At 69.6% G+C, this 13,481-nt stretch carries 15 protein-coding genes and 2 pseudogenes; 9 read left to right on the forward strand and 8 right to left on the reverse strand.

Annotated elements, in window-relative coordinates; translation table 11 throughout:
• Positions 1 to 232: 232 nt before the first annotated feature.
• The 5 genes and pseudogenes from dnaQ to HHL28_RS15965 form a co-directional block, all read right to left on the reverse strand.
• Positions 233 to 922, reverse strand: coding sequence for a DNA polymerase III subunit epsilon (dnaQ, locus tag HHL28_RS15945; RefSeq protein ID WP_075770217.1), 690 nt, complete (start codon positions 920 to 922; stop codon positions 233 to 235).
• Positions 923 to 938: 16 nt separating this feature from the next.
• Positions 939 to 1,580 (reverse strand): dephospho-CoA kinase, encoded by a 642-nt coding sequence (coaE, locus tag HHL28_RS15950; RefSeq protein ID WP_075770218.1) that lies wholly within the window; start codon positions 1,578 to 1,580, stop codon positions 939 to 941.
• A pseudogene (locus HHL28_RS15955) lies at positions 1,577 to 2,415 on the reverse strand (shikimate dehydrogenase). The gene coaE and the pseudogene HHL28_RS15955 overlap by 4 nt, the downstream one beginning before the upstream one ends.
• A gap of 245 nt (positions 2,416 to 2,660) precedes the next feature.
• Positions 2,661 to 3,275, reverse strand: coding sequence for a Maf family protein (locus HHL28_RS15960; RefSeq protein WP_404325963.1), 615 nt, complete (start codon positions 3,273 to 3,275; stop codon positions 2,661 to 2,663).
• Positions 3,272 to 4,144: a pyruvate, water dikinase regulatory protein gene (locus HHL28_RS15965; RefSeq protein WP_075770220.1), complete on the reverse strand. Its 873-nt coding sequence runs from the start codon at positions 4,142 to 4,144 to the stop codon at positions 3,272 to 3,274. Before HHL28_RS15965 ends, HHL28_RS15960 begins: the two co-directional genes overlap by 4 nt.
• Before the next feature lie 446 nt (positions 4,145 to 4,590).
• On the opposite strand from HHL28_RS15965, the gene hemE reads away from it, so the two are divergent.
• Entirely contained in the window at positions 4,591 to 5,616 is a 1,026-nt protein-coding gene (gene hemE / locus HHL28_RS15970; protein ID WP_169655454.1) for a uroporphyrinogen decarboxylase, read from the forward strand.
• 248 nt (positions 5,617 to 5,864) lie between these two features.
• Positions 5,865 to 6,968: a ferrochelatase gene (gene hemH / locus HHL28_RS15975; RefSeq protein WP_075770222.1), complete on the forward strand. Its 1,104-nt coding sequence runs from the start codon at positions 5,865 to 5,867 to the stop codon at positions 6,966 to 6,968.
• A 46-nt stretch (positions 6,969 to 7,014) separates the two neighbouring features.
• Here hemH and HHL28_RS15980 read toward each other — a convergent pair whose 3' ends face one another.
• Complete coding sequence (locus tag HHL28_RS15980; RefSeq protein ID WP_075770223.1) at positions 7,015 to 7,551, reverse strand: hypothetical protein; 537 nt, start codon at positions 7,549 to 7,551, stop codon at positions 7,015 to 7,017.
• 184 nt (positions 7,552 to 7,735) lie between these two features.
• Here HHL28_RS15980 and HHL28_RS15985 point away from each other — a divergent pair, with 184 nt between their 5' ends.
• Positions 7,736 to 8,170 carry a DUF4431 domain-containing protein gene (locus HHL28_RS15985; RefSeq protein ID WP_075770224.1) on the forward strand — a complete coding sequence of 145 codons (435 nt, stop codon included), beginning with the start codon at positions 7,736 to 7,738 and terminating at the stop codon, positions 8,168 to 8,170.
• A gap of 6 nt (positions 8,171 to 8,176) precedes the next feature.
• On the opposite strand, the gene HHL28_RS15990 is transcribed toward HHL28_RS15985, so the two are convergent.
• The gene (locus tag HHL28_RS15990) at positions 8,177 to 9,403 is read right to left on the reverse strand and encodes an adenylate/guanylate cyclase domain-containing protein (RefSeq protein WP_404325966.1); all 1,227 of its coding nucleotides are present in this window, start codon (positions 9,401 to 9,403) and stop codon (positions 8,177 to 8,179) included.
• 146 nt (positions 9,404 to 9,549) lie between these two features.
• On the opposite strand from HHL28_RS15990, the pseudogene HHL28_RS15995 reads away from it, so the two are divergent.
• The 3 genes and pseudogenes from HHL28_RS15995 (at position 9,550) to HHL28_RS16005 (ending at position 11,465) form a co-directional block, all read left to right on the forward strand.
• Positions 9,550 to 10,100: pseudogene (locus HHL28_RS15995) on the forward strand (NifU family protein).
• A gap of 358 nt (positions 10,101 to 10,458) precedes the next feature.
• Positions 10,459 to 11,205 (forward strand): glucosaminidase domain-containing protein, encoded by a 747-nt coding sequence (locus HHL28_RS16000; RefSeq protein WP_169655456.1) that lies wholly within the window; start codon positions 10,459 to 10,461, stop codon positions 11,203 to 11,205.
• Positions 11,202 to 11,465, forward strand: a complete 264-nt coding sequence (locus HHL28_RS16005) for a hypothetical protein (protein ID WP_169655458.1) — start codon at positions 11,202 to 11,204, stop codon at positions 11,463 to 11,465. Before HHL28_RS16000 ends, HHL28_RS16005 begins: the two co-directional genes overlap by 4 nt.
• Before the next feature lie 234 nt (positions 11,466 to 11,699).
• Here the strand turns inward: HHL28_RS16005 and ddpX are convergent, their stop codons facing one another.
• Positions 11,700 to 12,245, reverse strand: a complete 546-nt coding sequence (gene ddpX / locus HHL28_RS16010; protein WP_075770227.1) for a D-alanyl-D-alanine dipeptidase — start codon at positions 12,243 to 12,245, stop codon at positions 11,700 to 11,702.
• A gap of 81 nt (positions 12,246 to 12,326) precedes the next feature.
• On the opposite strand from ddpX, the gene tsaB reads away from it, so the two are divergent.
• Genes tsaB through HHL28_RS16025 form a run of 3 tightly spaced genes read left to right on the forward strand, consistent with a single transcriptional unit; the run spans position 12,327 to position 13,479 of the window.
• Positions 12,327 to 12,812 carry a tRNA (adenosine(37)-N6)-threonylcarbamoyltransferase complex dimerization subunit type 1 TsaB gene (gene tsaB / locus HHL28_RS16015; RefSeq protein WP_169655460.1) on the forward strand — a complete coding sequence of 162 codons (486 nt, stop codon included), beginning with the start codon at positions 12,327 to 12,329 and terminating at the stop codon, positions 12,810 to 12,812.
• On the forward strand, positions 12,809 to 13,021 hold the full coding sequence (locus HHL28_RS16020) for a hypothetical protein (RefSeq protein WP_169655462.1): 213 nt from the start codon (positions 12,809 to 12,811) through the stop codon (positions 13,019 to 13,021). The genes tsaB and HHL28_RS16020 overlap by 4 nt, the downstream gene beginning before the upstream one ends.
• Entirely contained in the window at positions 13,018 to 13,479 is a 462-nt protein-coding gene (locus HHL28_RS16025; protein WP_075770229.1) for a GNAT family N-acetyltransferase, read from the forward strand. The genes HHL28_RS16020 and HHL28_RS16025 overlap by 4 nt, the downstream gene beginning before the upstream one ends.
• Positions 13,480 to 13,481 lie beyond the last annotated feature (2 nt).

Genomic DNA, 13,481 nt, shown 5'->3' on the forward strand with positions numbered 1-13,481 from the left:
TTCCACGTGGAACATGGAAGTGCAGGGCACGTGAGGTCACCCCGGGCTTGACCCGGGGTCCTCGGGATCGGCCGATGCAGATCACCGAAAGCCACGCTTTTCCTTATCCTGCACCCACTTTCGAATTCGAAAGTCGCGTTTGGTGCAAATCCCGGGGGCCCGCTGCCGCCCCTTGGCACATCGGCTTTCCCAAGGACCCTGGGTCAAGCCCGGGGTGACTCCGTGCTTGGCATCAACCGGCCTTCTCCCCGAACCACAGCGGCGGGGCCTTGAAGCCTTTCAGGAAGGCCTCGTGGGCTGCCAGCTCCTCCGCGGAGGGCGCATGCGGGCGGGCGGGGCGGAAGGGGCGCTCGACCTTCACGATTGCCCCGCCCGACGCGTTGGTGGGACCGCCGGCCAGGACCAAGTCCGGCTGCCGGCCGCCCATCAGCTCCAGGTAAACCTCGGCCAGCAGTTGGGCGTCCAGCAACGCGCCGTGCAGGGTGCGGTTGGAGTTGTCGATCTCAAACCGGCGGCACAGGGCGTCCAGGCTGGCGGGGGCGCCGGGGAAGCGGCGGCGGGCCACCTGCACCGTGTCCAGCACCGGGTTGCGCAACGGCTTCATGCCGATGCGCGCCAGTTCCGCGTTCAGGAAGCCCATGTCGAAGCTGGCATTGTGGATCACCAGCTGCGCGTCGCCGATGAACTCCAGGAAGTCGCCGACCTTCTGGGAGAACAGCGGCTTGTCGCTCAGGAATTCCGTGGACAGGCCGTGGACGGCGAAGGCCTCCGCCGGCATGTCGCGCTCGGGGTTCAGGTAGACGTGGAAATGGTTGCCGGTGCTGACATGGTTCAGCAGCTCCACGCAGCCGATCTCCACCACCCGGTCGCCGTTCAGGGCGTCGATGCCGGTGGTCTCGGTATCCAGCACGATCTCGCGCATGGGGGCGGTCCTGATATCACGGGGACTGGTAATGGCGGCTGCGGGGGATGGGGGGCCAGACCCGGCCCCGCTGTCCCCGCAGCATCCTGACGATGCCCGCCAACTTGGTCAACGTGTAGCGCTTGCCAAGGCCCGTGGGCACCACATGCTCCGCCTGCCGGCGCTTGTCACGGTCGGGCATCTGCCGGGCCAGGATGGTGGCCAGCTTCTGCGGCGTCATCCCGGGCCGGGCCAGCACCCGGCGGCGCTGGATGAAACCTGGGGCGGTGACCACCACCACCTGGTCCACCCGGTTGCGGCCCCGGCTTTCAAACAGCAGGGGGATGTCCAGCACGGCGACCGGCACCCGGGCCCGGGCGCACCGGCGCAGGAACTGGTCACCCGCCTGCCGCACCAGCGGGTGGACCACGGCTTCCAGCTTCTTCAACGCGGTGGGGTCGGCCACCACGATGGCGGACAGGGCGGCGCGGTCCACGGCCCCGTCGCGGATGGCCTGGGGATAGAGGGCGGCGATGCGCGGAACGGCGCCGCCGCCCCGGGCATAAAGTTTGTGGACGACGGCGTCGGCATCATGCACCGGGCAGCCCAGCCGGCGCAGCATGCCGGCGGCCGTGCTCTTGCCCATGCCGATGGAGCCGGTCAGGCCAAGGACGATCAAATCCCCTCCAGCACGAAACGGCGCAGGGCAGGGGTCACCTGGGGGAGCAGGCCGAACCAGGCCTGGAAACCCGGGCGGGCCTGGTGCAGCAGCATGCCCAGCCCGTCCACGATCGGGTTGCCCCGCCGCTTCGCCTCCGCCAACAGGGGCGTCAACAGCGGGGTATAGACGATGTCCGTCACCACGGCGGCCGGGGCAGGGCGGCGAGGTCCAGCTCCAATGCCGGCTGGCCCTGCATCCCCTGGGTGGTGGTGTTGACCAGCAACCCTGAGTCGGCCAGGGCGCGGCCCCGCCATTCCCAGGGGATCACGGTGACGGCGGCGCCCAGGTCGGCGGCCAGCTCCTCCGCCTTGGCCCGGGTGCGGTTGACCACCCGCAGCTCCGGCACGCCCATGTCCAGCAGGGCCACGGCCACGGCCCGGGCGGCCCCGCCGGCCCCGACCACCATCGCGGGCCCCGCCGCGGGCTGCCAGTCCGGCGCGCCTTCCCGCAGGTTTTCCGCGAAGCCGAAGGCGTCGGTGTTGCGGCCCTCCAGGCTGCCGTCGGGGCGGACGATGACGGTGTTCACCGCCTTGATCCGCCGCGCCGCCGGGTCCAGCACGTCAACGATGCGGAACGCCGCCTCCTTGTGCGGCACAGTGACGTTGCAGCCCTTCATTCCCAGGGCGGGCAGGGCGCGCAGGGCCTGGGCGATGCCGTCGGGCGGCACGGCCAGGGGGATGTAGGCGCCGTCGATGCCATAGCTCTCCAGCCAGTAACCGTGCAGCCGCGGGCTGCGGGAATGGCCCACCGGCCAGCCCATCACCCCCGCCACCTTGGCCTTGCCACTCAGGATCATCGGTGCCCATCCATAAGATATCCGGGACAGGGTAGGGGGTGCGCGCGTCCTGGGGAAGGGGGGAGATCATCAAGGACGGCAGCCATCTTCCCCTCTCCCAACCGGGGAGAGGTCGCCTGCGCTAGCGGGCGGGTGAGGGGGTGTCTCCGCCGCACCGGGGCTGGACGTCTTGCTGCTCCGGCACCCCTCACCCCAACCCTCTCCCCGGCGGGAGAGGGGGAAGTTGGCATCCTTCCACTGGCTCAAGCCAACACCACCCCACGCCCGCGCAGGAACCCCAGCAACGGCAGCAGGGGCAGGCCCAGGATGGTGAAGAAGTCGCCGGTCACGTTCGTGAACAGCTGCGCCCCCAGCCCCTCCAGCTGGTAGCCGCCGACGCTGCCATGGGCCTTTTCCCCCACCGCGTCCAGGTAGCGTTCCAGGAAGTCTTCCCCCAGCGGCCGCATGGTCAGGGTGGCGTGGTCGGTGGTGTGCCAGACCCGGGCGCCGTTGTGGAAGACCACGGCGGCCGAGACAAGCCGATGGGTTTTCCCTGACAGGCGGCGGAGCTGGTCGCGGGCCCCGTCGCGGCCCACGGGCTTGTCGAACCAGGCGCCGCCGCATTCCAGCATCTGGTCGGCGCCGATGACATAGGTGCCGGGATAGCGGCGGGCGATCTTCTGGGCCTTCAACTCGGCCAGGGCTTCCGCCACCTCCTCCACCTTCATGCCGGCGGCCTTGCAGGAGTGCTTGACCTCCTCCTCATCCACGGCCGCCGCCTCCGCATGCACCTCCAGCCCGGCATTCTCCAGCATCAGGCGGCGGGTGGCGCTGGCAGAGGCCAGGATGACCGGCTGGGTGGACAGGAACACGCTCACGGCTTCACCTCCGCCGGGATGGCGCCGGGGCCGCGGCGCCGGGCCAGGATCATCAGGATCTCGGCCGCCGTCTCCTCGATGCTGCGGCGGGTCACGTCCAGCACCGGCCAGCCCTTGCGGGTGAACAGGCGGCGGGCCTCCGTCAGCTCGGCGCGCACCTGCTCCGGGTCGGTATAGCTGGTGTCGTCGCCCTGGTTCAGCAGGCGCAGGCGGTTGCGCCGGATCTGCACCAGCCGCTCCGCATCCTTGGTCAGGCCGACGATCAGGGGGCGGGTGACCAGGTCCAGCTCCGCCGGCAGGGGCACGCCGGGGACATAGGGGATGTTGGCCGCCTTCACCCCCCGGTTCGCCAGGTAGATACAGGTGGGCGTCTTGGATGTCCGGCTGACGCCCACCAGGATCACGTCCGCCTCATGCAGGTCCCAGCCGCTCTGCCCGTCATCATGGTTCAGGGCGAAGTCCATGGCGTCGATGCGGCCGAAATATTCCGCGTCCAGCGCGTGCTGCCGGCCGGGCTGGCTCTGGCTCTCCAGGCCAAGGTAGGCGCCCAGGGCATTGATCAGCGGGTCCAGCACGGGGATGCAGGGCACGGCCAGGTCGCGGCAGGTGTCCTGCAGCTTGCGCCGCAGCTTGTCGTTCACCAGGGTGAACATCACCAACCCTGGATTGTCCCTAATGCCTTCCATCACCATGTCCAGCTGCCGCTCGGTGCGGACCAGGTTCCAGAAATGCTCGATGGGCTGGACCCGGTCGAACTGGCTGACGCAGGCGCGGGCGACGGAATTGATCGTCTCCCCCGTGGCGTCGGACACCAGGTGCAGGTGGAAGGTCTTGGCAGGTGACGGGGGGGAGGGGGGGGCTGTGGACATCTGTGGGGGAACCCTGGGAGAACCGGTGGGCATAGATAACCCGGAATCAGGTGTCCCCGCACCAGGGTCTGTTGACAGGCCGCTTGCTGGCCTTGGGATTGCCGCGTCGGGCTTGCCTGTGAATCCGGGACGAATCGGTTCGGAAGCGTTCCTTTTCCCCAAGACTCATGGTTCCGCAAGCCAAGCATCCATGCGGGTTGCGGCCGCGTACGCCCGGAGTTTTCCACAAAACTTTTCGCAGCCGCGAAAGCCGTCCGCGGCCTGTGGACAATCATGCGGACAAATGGGAATTACCGATATCCACAGGCCCCACTACCCCTCCATCCCTTCCCTAAAAAACAGAGAGGGTAATAGGGGGGCCTGGGATAAGCTGACGGCCTGACCTTGAACATGACGGACCTAGGATGACGGACCACGGGAAGGGCGCCGGCCCACGGCGCAAACCGATGCTGCGCACGCTGGCGGGGGAGGGGCTGGCCCGGCCGCCCTTCTGGCTGATGCGCCAGGCGGGGCGGTACCTGCCGGAATACCGGGCGACCCGGGCCCAGGCCGGGGGCTTCCTGGACCTGTGCATGAATCCGGAACTGGCCTGCGAGGTGACGTTGCAGCCGCTGCGCCGCTACGGCTTCGATGCGGCCATCCTGTTCAGCGACATCCTGACCGTGCCCTTCGCCCTGGGCCAGAAGGTGGCCTTCGCCGAGGGCGAGGGGCCGGTGCTGGAGCCGATCCGCGATTCAGAGGCGCTGAAGCGGCTGGAGCCGGGCCGCCTGCGGGAACGGGCCGCACCGGTGTTCCAGGCGGTGCGCAACATCCGCGCCGCCCTGGAGAAGGATTTCCCGGACACGGCGCTGATCGGCTTCGCGGGCAGCCCCTGGACCGTGGCGTCCTATGTGGTGGAGGGCGGCGGCTCGCGGGAATATGCGCATGTGAAGCGCTGGGCCTATGGCGACCCGGCCGGATTCCAGCAGCTGATCGACCTGCTGTGCGACGCCACGGTGGATTACCTGTCCGCCCAGGTGGAGGCCGGGGCCGAAATCCTGCAACTGTTCGATTCCTGGGCCGGCGCCCTGCCGGCGGCGGAGTTCGAGCGTTGGGTGATCCGGCCGACCCGCAGGATCACCAGCGCCCTGAAACAGCGCCACCCTGACATCCCGATCATCGGCTTCCCGCGCCAGGCTGGCCTGAACCTGGAAACCTTCGTGCTGGAGGCCGGCGTGGACGCCGTGTCCCTTGACCCCGGCGTGCCGCCGCGCTGGGCGGCGCGGGTGTTGCAGCCGCGGCTGGCCGTGCAGGGCAACCTGGACCCCATCACCCTGCTGGTGGGTGGCGAGGCGCTGGACCGCGGCATCGACGACCTGATGGAACAGCTTGCCGGCCGGCCCTACATCTTCAACCTGGGCCACGGAATCCTGAAGGAGACGCCGCCGGAGCATGTGGCGCGGCTGGCGCAGCGGCTCCGCAAGCAGGGCTGATTTCGCCTTCCCAAGGCCTCGGCACCCGCATCCGCGGGCATTGGTTTGGGCGGGCCGGCCCTGGGCGGCATCCGATGGCCACAAGCCCCTTGCGTTACCCCTGGCGACGGTCCAGGGTCACGGCCCCATGTCCTGGGGCCGTGATCCGGGGCGGTTTGTCGCTGTCGGCTGTTGTCCCGCCAGCTTGATCGGTCCGCCTCCCGGCCTACCTAGGCAGGGTGTCCGACCCAAACCGGGTGAGAAGAGCCGTGTCAGACCCCATTCCCTTCAAGGCCCCCGCAGGGCGGCGCAAGATCGCCATCGTCCTGTTCAACCTCGGCGGGCCCGACCGGCTGGAGTCGCTGAAGCCTTTCCTTTTCAACCTTTTCAACGACCCCGCCATCATGCGGGTCCCCGGCCCGGTGCGCTACCTGCTGGCCAAGCTGATTTCAGGCCGGCGCGCAAAGGTGGCGGCGGAAATCTATGAAAAGATGGGCGGCGGCTCGCCCCTGCTGCCCAACACGGTGGCCCAGGCCCGCGCGCTGGAAGAGGCGCTGTGGGACGAGGGGGAGGTGCGCTGCTTCATCGCCATGCGCTACTGGCACCCCATGTCGGATGAGGCCGTGGCCGAGGTGAAGGCCTGGAACCCGGATGAGGTGGTCTTGCTGCCCCTCTACCCGCAATTCTCCACGACCACCACGGCGTCCTCCGTCCGCGTCTGGCACGAGGCGGCGGCCAAGGTGGGGCTGGTGAAGCCCACGAAGCTGATCTGCTGCTATCCCACGGAACCCGGATTCATCACCGCCAACGCCCGGCTGGTGCGGGAAGCGCTGGTGGAGGCCGGCAAGCACGGCACCCCGCGGGTGCTGTTCTCCGCACATGGCCTGCCGGAGAAGGTGGTCAAGGACGGCGACCCCTACCAGTGGCAGTGCGAACGCACGGCCGAGGCGCTGGTCAAGGAACTGGCCATCCCCGACCTGGACTGGGTCAGCACCTACCAGAGCCGCGTCGGCCCCCTGAAATGGATCGGCCCGTCAACGGATGACGAGGTGCACCGCGCCGGCCGCGACCGGGTGCCCCTGGTGGTGGTCCCGATCGCCTTCGTGTCCGAGCATTCGGAGACGCTGGTGGAGATCGGCGACGAGTACCGGCACTTGGCGCTGGAGAACGGCGTCCCCCACTTCACCGCCGTGCCCACGGTCAGCGTCTCGCCCGAGTTCATCCAGGGGCTGGCCAACCTGGTGCGCCAGGTGCGGGCCGCCGGCGGCGACGCCAAGGTCTGCAACGCCTTCGGCACCCGCCTCTGCCCCGCCCAGTTCAGCGGCTGCCCGCACGCGAAGGCCACGGGACGGCAGGCGTTGGCGGCGGAGTGAGGGGCACCCTCGCCAGATCCGGAGCTGGCTAGTGCTTCGGCTGCGCTCAGCTTCCGGTTGGCTTTCCCGTGAAGGTCACGACCGCCGGGTCCGGCGCGATCCTTGCCGAAAGCTGGGCTATGTCGCAGGGCGGCATGTCCAGCAGGGAAGCCTGCAAGCTGGCCTTCCGCGACTGACCACTTGACCTTGCCAGGACCTTGACTCGGTCGGGCCCGACAGCCACCCGCTCGACCTCCGCCCAGGCATGGCGGCGCCTCGTCAGCCCGTCCAAAACCACCAGGCCCCGCCGGTCCGCTATCAGGACGGGGCCGGACAGCATCGGTGCCAACCTGATCGCCGGGATTGCCATGGCAAGGGCCAGCAGGCAGAGGAGTCCACGCGACATCCATGGCGGGAGCTGCTCCCGCAACCACCGGACCATCCCGACGACCAGGTTCGCATTGTCGTCGGCATACGACAGGAAGCCGGCAGGTGTCACAGCCTCCCAGGCCAGCAACGCGGAGCCGATTGCGCAGAACAGGAAAAGGAAAAGCGTCGGACCACGTTTGGCGGCTACCGTGACGACTTCCTGCCTGTCAGCCATGCCAGAATTCCCTTGTGAGGTGCCTGACTGTTTCGATACACGCCTTCCGAATTAGGGGTATGGGGCGTGTATGTCCAGATGGCGCAGGTGATCCCGATGCCGGCGAACCCGCGACAGCTCGCTGGCATTCCCCTGGGCCAAGTAGCCTTCCCCAGACCGTGTATCCACCGCCCAGGGGTGTCCCTTGCCGTTCGCGTCCAAGCTGGGGTTGCTGTCGGGCAGCTTCATCGCCCTCGGTCTCCTCGCCAGCCTGCCGGTCCACGCCGCGGCGTGCCACCGCTATGACGAGCGCGTGGTGCTGGAAGGGTCGGTGGTCCGCAAAACCTTCCCCGGCCCGCCCAACTATGAGAGCGTGGCGGATGGCGATAAGGCCGTGACCCTGTTCGTCCTGCACCTTGCCCAGCCCACCTGCTTCGAGCCGGAAGACAAAACGGACAGCCTGTACGAATCCGCTTACGACGTGGCAGACATCCAACTGGTCCTGCCGTCGGAACAGGCCTATGCCAAGCTACGGCCGCTGCTGGGCAAGCCCGTGCGGCTGGCGGGCTCGGCCTTCGGGCAGCACACGGGTGGACATTTCACGCCGGTGCTGCTGGAAAAGGTCGAGCTGCTGCCCTGATGGGCCTCACCCCAGCCCGAACACCTCCACCGGCTCCTTCAGCCCCTTCACCGGATGGTAGCCCAGGCTCTTCAGCCGGTCGCCGGGCCAGGCGGCGGCGAACTCGGCGGAGGTCAGCAGGGGGCGGTCCAGGGTGCGGGTCAGGCCCTCCAGCCGGGTCACCAGGTTCACCGCCGGGCCGATCACGGTGAAGTCCAGCCGGTCCGTGGTGCCGATGTTGCCGTACAGCACGTCGCCCACATGCATGGCGATGCCGGCGCCCAGCTGGGGGATGCCCCAGGCGGCGCGTTCCGCGTTCACCGCCTCCATGCCGGCCATGGCCTCCTCCGCCGCGCCCATGGCCAGGGCGCATTTGGCGGCGCGGTCGGCGTCGCCGCCCGCGGGGTCCAGGGGGAAGATGGCCAGGATGGCGTCGCCCACGAACTTCAGGATCTCCCCGCCGCGGCGCTGCACGGCGCCGCCCATGATCTCGAAATAGTTGTTCAGCAGGGCGATCAGTTGGCCGATGGGCAGCGTATCGGCCAGCACGGTGAAGCCGCGCAGGTCGCAGAACCACAGCACGGCGCCGATGGTCAGCCCGCTGCCGCGGCGGATGTCGCCGTCCAGGATGCGCTGCCCGGCGCCGGGCCCGACATAGGTGTTCAGCAGGTTGCTGGCCAGCAGCCGCAGCATCCGCGTCTCCAGCAGCACCGTCAGGGCCGGCAGGGAGGCGTAGAGCAACGCCAGTTCATCCGTGGTGAAGCCCTCCGGCCGCCGCGTGGCGACGGAGAAGACGTTGCGGCGGCCGTTGCTGAACAGCAGCGGCATGGCGGCATAGTCGGTGAAGCCCTCCGCCGCCAGCTCGTCGACGATGGGAAAGCCATAGGGCGGCGGCACTCGGCCCATGGGGACGCGGATGCCCTCCGACCCGTCCTCCATGATGGCGGCGATGGGGCTGGTCTTGTAGCCGGGCGTGTGCTCCACCCCGTGCTCGCGGTTCACCTGCTCCACCCCGTCCCGGTCGGAGCGCCAGGTGTAGGTGATGCCCCGGATCTGCGGGTGCAGCAGCCGGACGTTCAGGGAACAGCGGTCGATGCCCAGGCCCAGGGCGCGGAGATGGGCCAGGAACCCCTCCAGCAAGGTGGGCGCCGTGGAGAGGTGGTAGCCTTCCGCCAACAGCCAGGCGACCACGGGTGCGGCGGGGCCCAGGGGCCCGCCGGAACCCGTGCCCTGTCCGTCATCCTGCTGTCCCATGGCCGAATCCCGCATGGCCGACCTGTCCCGGTCATGTCCACCCGGGTCAACGGATGGCTTGATCTGCCGCGGCATACTGCCCACTTTCGCGGGGAATGACCACCGCCCCGCACGATGGGCGGCGCGGACCCACGAGGGCGACCCCCATGTTCATCCAGACCGAAGAGACCCCGAACCCCGCCACCCTGAAGTTCCTGCCCGGCCGCGACGTGCTGGGCCGGGGCACGGCGGACTTCACCGCCCCGGAGGGTGCCGGCAACTCCCCCTGGCGCAGCGCCTGTTCGAGGTGGAGGGGGTGAGGCGGGTCTTCCTGGGCGCCGACTTCGTGACGGTGACCAAGGCCGACGACAAGGACTGGTACCTGCTGAAGCCCAGCATCCTGGGCGTGATCATGGAGCATTTCACCGCCGGCCGGCCGGTGCTGCTGGCGGAGCAGGCGGACGACAACGCCGTGTCGGAGGACGATGACGAGGTCGTCGCCCAGATCAAGGAGCTGCTGGACACCCGCGTCCGCCCGGCCGTGGCCCAGGACGGCGGCGACATCACCTTCCACGGTTTCGACCAGGGTGTCGTCTACCTGGCGATGAAGGGTGCCTGTGCGGGGTGCCCCAGTTCCACCGCTACCCTGAAGGCGGGGATTGAGAACATGTTGAGGCACTACATTCCAGAGGTTGTCGAGGTGCGGCAAATCCGGTAGGGTAAGCGCACCTGCCTAAATTTTGACTGAAATGGCAGGCAAATGCGGAGCCAGGGAGCAGTGCTCTTTCGGGGTAGAAGACCCCGACTGGCCCCCCGCGAAGGGTCGGAAAGGCCGACAGGGATGCACCCGCGTGTGACGGGACTCCCGGCCGACACCGACCCGGATCCGTGCTCCGACCTCATGCGGCAAGGTCGGCGGCGGATCTGACCGGACGAGTTCCGGCACCGGAGACGTTGGGGCGGAGAAGTCCGCCCCGGCAACTCCTTAGGCCTTGGAAACGGGACGGAGCGATTTGCCAATGCCGAGTGATGAGACCGAGGGCCGACAAGGCCCGCGTAATGCCTCCCTTTTTGCCATGGCGGTGACCCTGCTGCTGGTCCTGCCATCCGCAGTCTTCGGGACCGTGTCGTCCCGACCCTGGGGCGTGTCGGCGCCAGAGGTTTTGCTGCCCGTGCTGCGCCCCGTGGACGCGCCGGCGGTGGAGGCGGCCGTGCTGCCGCCCGCGAAGACCGAGGTCACCATAAAGCTCGAGGCGCGCACCGTGCTCGCCATGTTCCACGAGCAGGATTATTTCATCGACCAGGTCCGCAGCGGCGACACCGCCGTGCCCCGGCTGGTGCTGACCGACCTGCCCAAGGATCTGGGTGCCCTGGACAGCGTGGACGACCGCAAGTCGGTCTTCGTCAAGACCATGCTGCCGCTGGTGCTGATGGCCAACGAACAGATCGAGGCGGACCGCCGCCGGCTGGAGAAGCTGCAGGCGGTCCGCGACGGCGGTGAAAGCCTGGCCCCCCAGGACCAGCGCTGGGTGCTGGAACTGGCCGACCGCTACGGGGTGAAGCTGGACACGGGCGGCGACCTGAGGCCGCTGCTGCGCAAGGTGGACATCGTGCCGCCCTCCCTGGCCCTGGCCCAGGCGGCAGAGGAAAGCGGCTGGGGTACCAGCCGCATCGCCCAGAAGGGCAACGTGCTGTTCGGGCAGACCACCTCCAACACCGAACACCGGGGCATCACCCCCGCAACCGGGTGCCGGGTGAGACCTGGCGCTATCGGGCCTTCGATGACCCCAAGGCGGCGGTGGAGGCTTATGTCCACAATTTGAACACCCACCAGGCCTATGGGCAGTTCCGGGCCATGCGGGCATCCTTGCGCAAGCAGGGCAAGCCGCTGGAGGGCATCCAGCTCGTCGCCGCGCTGGAAAAATACTCCGAGCGGGGGACGGATTACGTGAAGACCATCCGCACCCTGATCCGCAAGAACGGCCTGGACGATTTCGACCGCGCCGTCCTGCGCCAGGACGGGCCGGAACAGGTGATCCGGCCGGAACCGGCAGGCGTGCAGCAGGTGGCGGCGAAGCGCTAGACCCGTTTCCCGCAGACTGGAAACCGGTCTAGCTCTTCGTGTTCCTCAGTCGCCGGCGCCGCATCCGCGGCTTGGCTTACGCGGGCATGGGCCCGCGCGGCGGCAGTCGCCGCCGGAGCGTGTTTACGGTCAGCGTAAACACGCTCTAAACACGTTTCCGGAGCCCGGAAACCGGTCCAGCCGTTCGCTTCCTCAGTCGCGGGCGCAGGCTCCGCCTGCTTGGCTTACGCCCCGTCAGGCCACCCGCGGCCCCAGCGCCCCGTCATCCACCAGCGGATAGCGCTTGGCGTCCGGCAGCTGGTAATGCCACCATTCGAAGGTATAGTGCTGCCAGCCGGCCGCCGCCATCAGGCCCAGCAGCAGCAGGCGGTTGCGTTGCGCCTCCACCGGCACGGCGGTGTCGGCGTGGTAGGCCCGCTCGCTCATGTCGTCGAAGTCGGTGCCCATCTCCAGCGGCGTGCCGTCGGCCGTCGCCAGGGTCAGGTCCACGGCCACGCCGCGGCTGTGGTTGGAGCCCTGGCGCGGGTCGGCGATGAAGGTGGGGTCCGGCAGGGCCCGCCACAGGGCCCATTGTGCCGCGGGCGGCCGGAAGCCGTCGAACACGCGCAGCCGCAACCCCTGGGCTTCCGCCAGCATCCGCGCCCGCTCCAGCCGCCGTGCCGCCTCCGGGTGCAGCAGGCACAGGGGCCGGCGATAGATGGGGCTTCCCGTCAGGTTGTCCGCCGTGGCATAGCGGAGGTCCAAATCGACGGCCGGCGACGTGATCTCGACGAAGCGCATGGGGCATGGGTCCCGTGGGTTGCTGCCGGCCTCCTGTACCACGGACGGGACGGGCGTCCAGGGCGAACGCGGGGCAGCCTCATGATCACCCTCGGCATCGACACGGCCACCAGCGCCTGCGCCTGCGCCGTCTGGTCCGCCGGCGAGGGCCGCGCCCTGGCCGTCCGGGCGGAAGCCATGACCCGCGGCCAGGCGGAACGGCTGATCCCCCTGGTACAGGAGACGTTGGCGGCGGCCGGGCTGGGCTTCGATGCCATCGGCCGCTACGCCGCCGTGGTGGGGCCCGGCACCTTCACGGGCCTGCGCATCGGCCTTGCCGCCGCCCGGGGGCTGGCCCTGGCCGCCGACAGGCCCCTGCTCGGCGTCACCAGCCTGGAGGCCGCGGCGCGCGGCCTGGACGTGGGCGACCGGGACGGCCGGACCCTGCTGGCCTGCATCGAAAGCCGGCGGGACGAGCTGTTCGTCCAGCCCTGGGGCGCCGACCTGGCCCCCTGGCCGACCCGGCAGAGGTGCTGCCGGCGGACCTGCCCGCCTATGCGGCCCGGGTACTGCCGCCGGGGCCCGTGACCCTGGTGGGCGACGCTGTGGGCCGTGGGGCCGCGGCGCTGGGGCCCTGGCCGGACCTGCGGGTCATCCAGACCACCGGGGCCGCGGAGGCCGTGGCGGTGGCCCGGCTGGCGGCGGCGCTGTCGTTGGAGGAGATCGCGGCCCGGCCGGCCGATCCCTTCTACCTGCGCCTGCCCGACGTGACGCTGGCCCCCACCCGGCCGGCATGACGGAGGTCACCACCCTGGGGCCGGCGGGGGCGGAGCTGCTGGCCGCCATCCATGCGGAGGCCTTCGACCCCGCCGTCAGTGGCGACGCCTGGGAAGCCAAGGCCTTCACGGAGCTGTTGTCCCTGCCCGGCACCGCGGCCCTGCTGGCCGGCCGCGACGGGGACCCGTTGGGTTTCGTCCTGCTCCGCACCGCGGCGGACGAGGCGGAGATCCTGACCCTGGCCACCCGGCCCGCCGCCCGGCGTCGCGGCGTGGCGCGGGGGCTGCTGTCGGCGGCCGCCCGGACGGCACAGGCCGCGGGGGCCGCCACCCTGTTCCTGGAGGTCGCGGCGACCAATGCGGCGGCCCTGGCCCTCTATGCCGGTTTCGGCTTCTCTGCTGTGGGCCGCCGGCGTTGCTACTACCGGCTGAGCGGCGGCCCGGTGGACGCGGTGGTCATGGCCCGCCCACTTCCCTGAGT

The sequence above is a fragment of the Aerophototrophica crusticola genome (assembly GCF_012913305.1).
In the GTDB taxonomy this organism is placed as follows: domain Bacteria; phylum Pseudomonadota; class Alphaproteobacteria; order Azospirillales; family Azospirillaceae; genus Niveispirillum; species Niveispirillum crusticola.

What these genes read in the sequence shown, in the direction of transcription:
- dnaQ (WP_075770217.1), bottom strand. Translation starts at nt 922, where the DNA reads ATGCGCGAGATCGTGCTGGATACCGAGACCACCGGCATCGACGCCCTG.
- HHL28_RS15965 (WP_075770220.1), bottom strand. Translation starts at nt 4,144, where the DNA reads ATGTCCACAGCCCCCCCCTCCCCCCCGTCACCTGCCAAGACCTTCCAC.
- hemE (WP_169655454.1), top strand. Translation starts at nt 4,591, where the DNA reads ATGCTGCGCACGCTGGCGGGGGAGGGGCTGGCCCGGCCGCCCTTCTGG.
- HHL28_RS15980 (WP_075770223.1), bottom strand. Translation starts at nt 7,551, where the DNA reads ATGGCTGACAGGCAGGAAGTCGTCACGGTAGCCGCCAAACGTGGTCCG.
- HHL28_RS15990 (WP_404325966.1), bottom strand. Translation starts at nt 9,403, where the DNA reads ATGGGACAGCAGGATGACGGACAGGGCACGGGTTCCGGCGGGCCCCTG.
- HHL28_RS16000 (WP_169655456.1), top strand. Translation starts at nt 10,459, where the DNA reads ATGGCGGTGACCCTGCTGCTGGTCCTGCCATCCGCAGTCTTCGGGACC.
- ddpX (WP_075770227.1), bottom strand. Translation starts at nt 12,245, where the DNA reads ATGCGCTTCGTCGAGATCACGTCGCCGGCCGTCGATTTGGACCTCCGC.
- tsaB (WP_169655460.1), top strand. Translation starts at nt 12,327, where the DNA reads ATGATCACCCTCGGCATCGACACGGCCACCAGCGCCTGCGCCTGCGCC.
- HHL28_RS16025 (WP_075770229.1), top strand. Translation starts at nt 13,018, where the DNA reads ATGACGGAGGTCACCACCCTGGGGCCGGCGGGGGCGGAGCTGCTGGCC.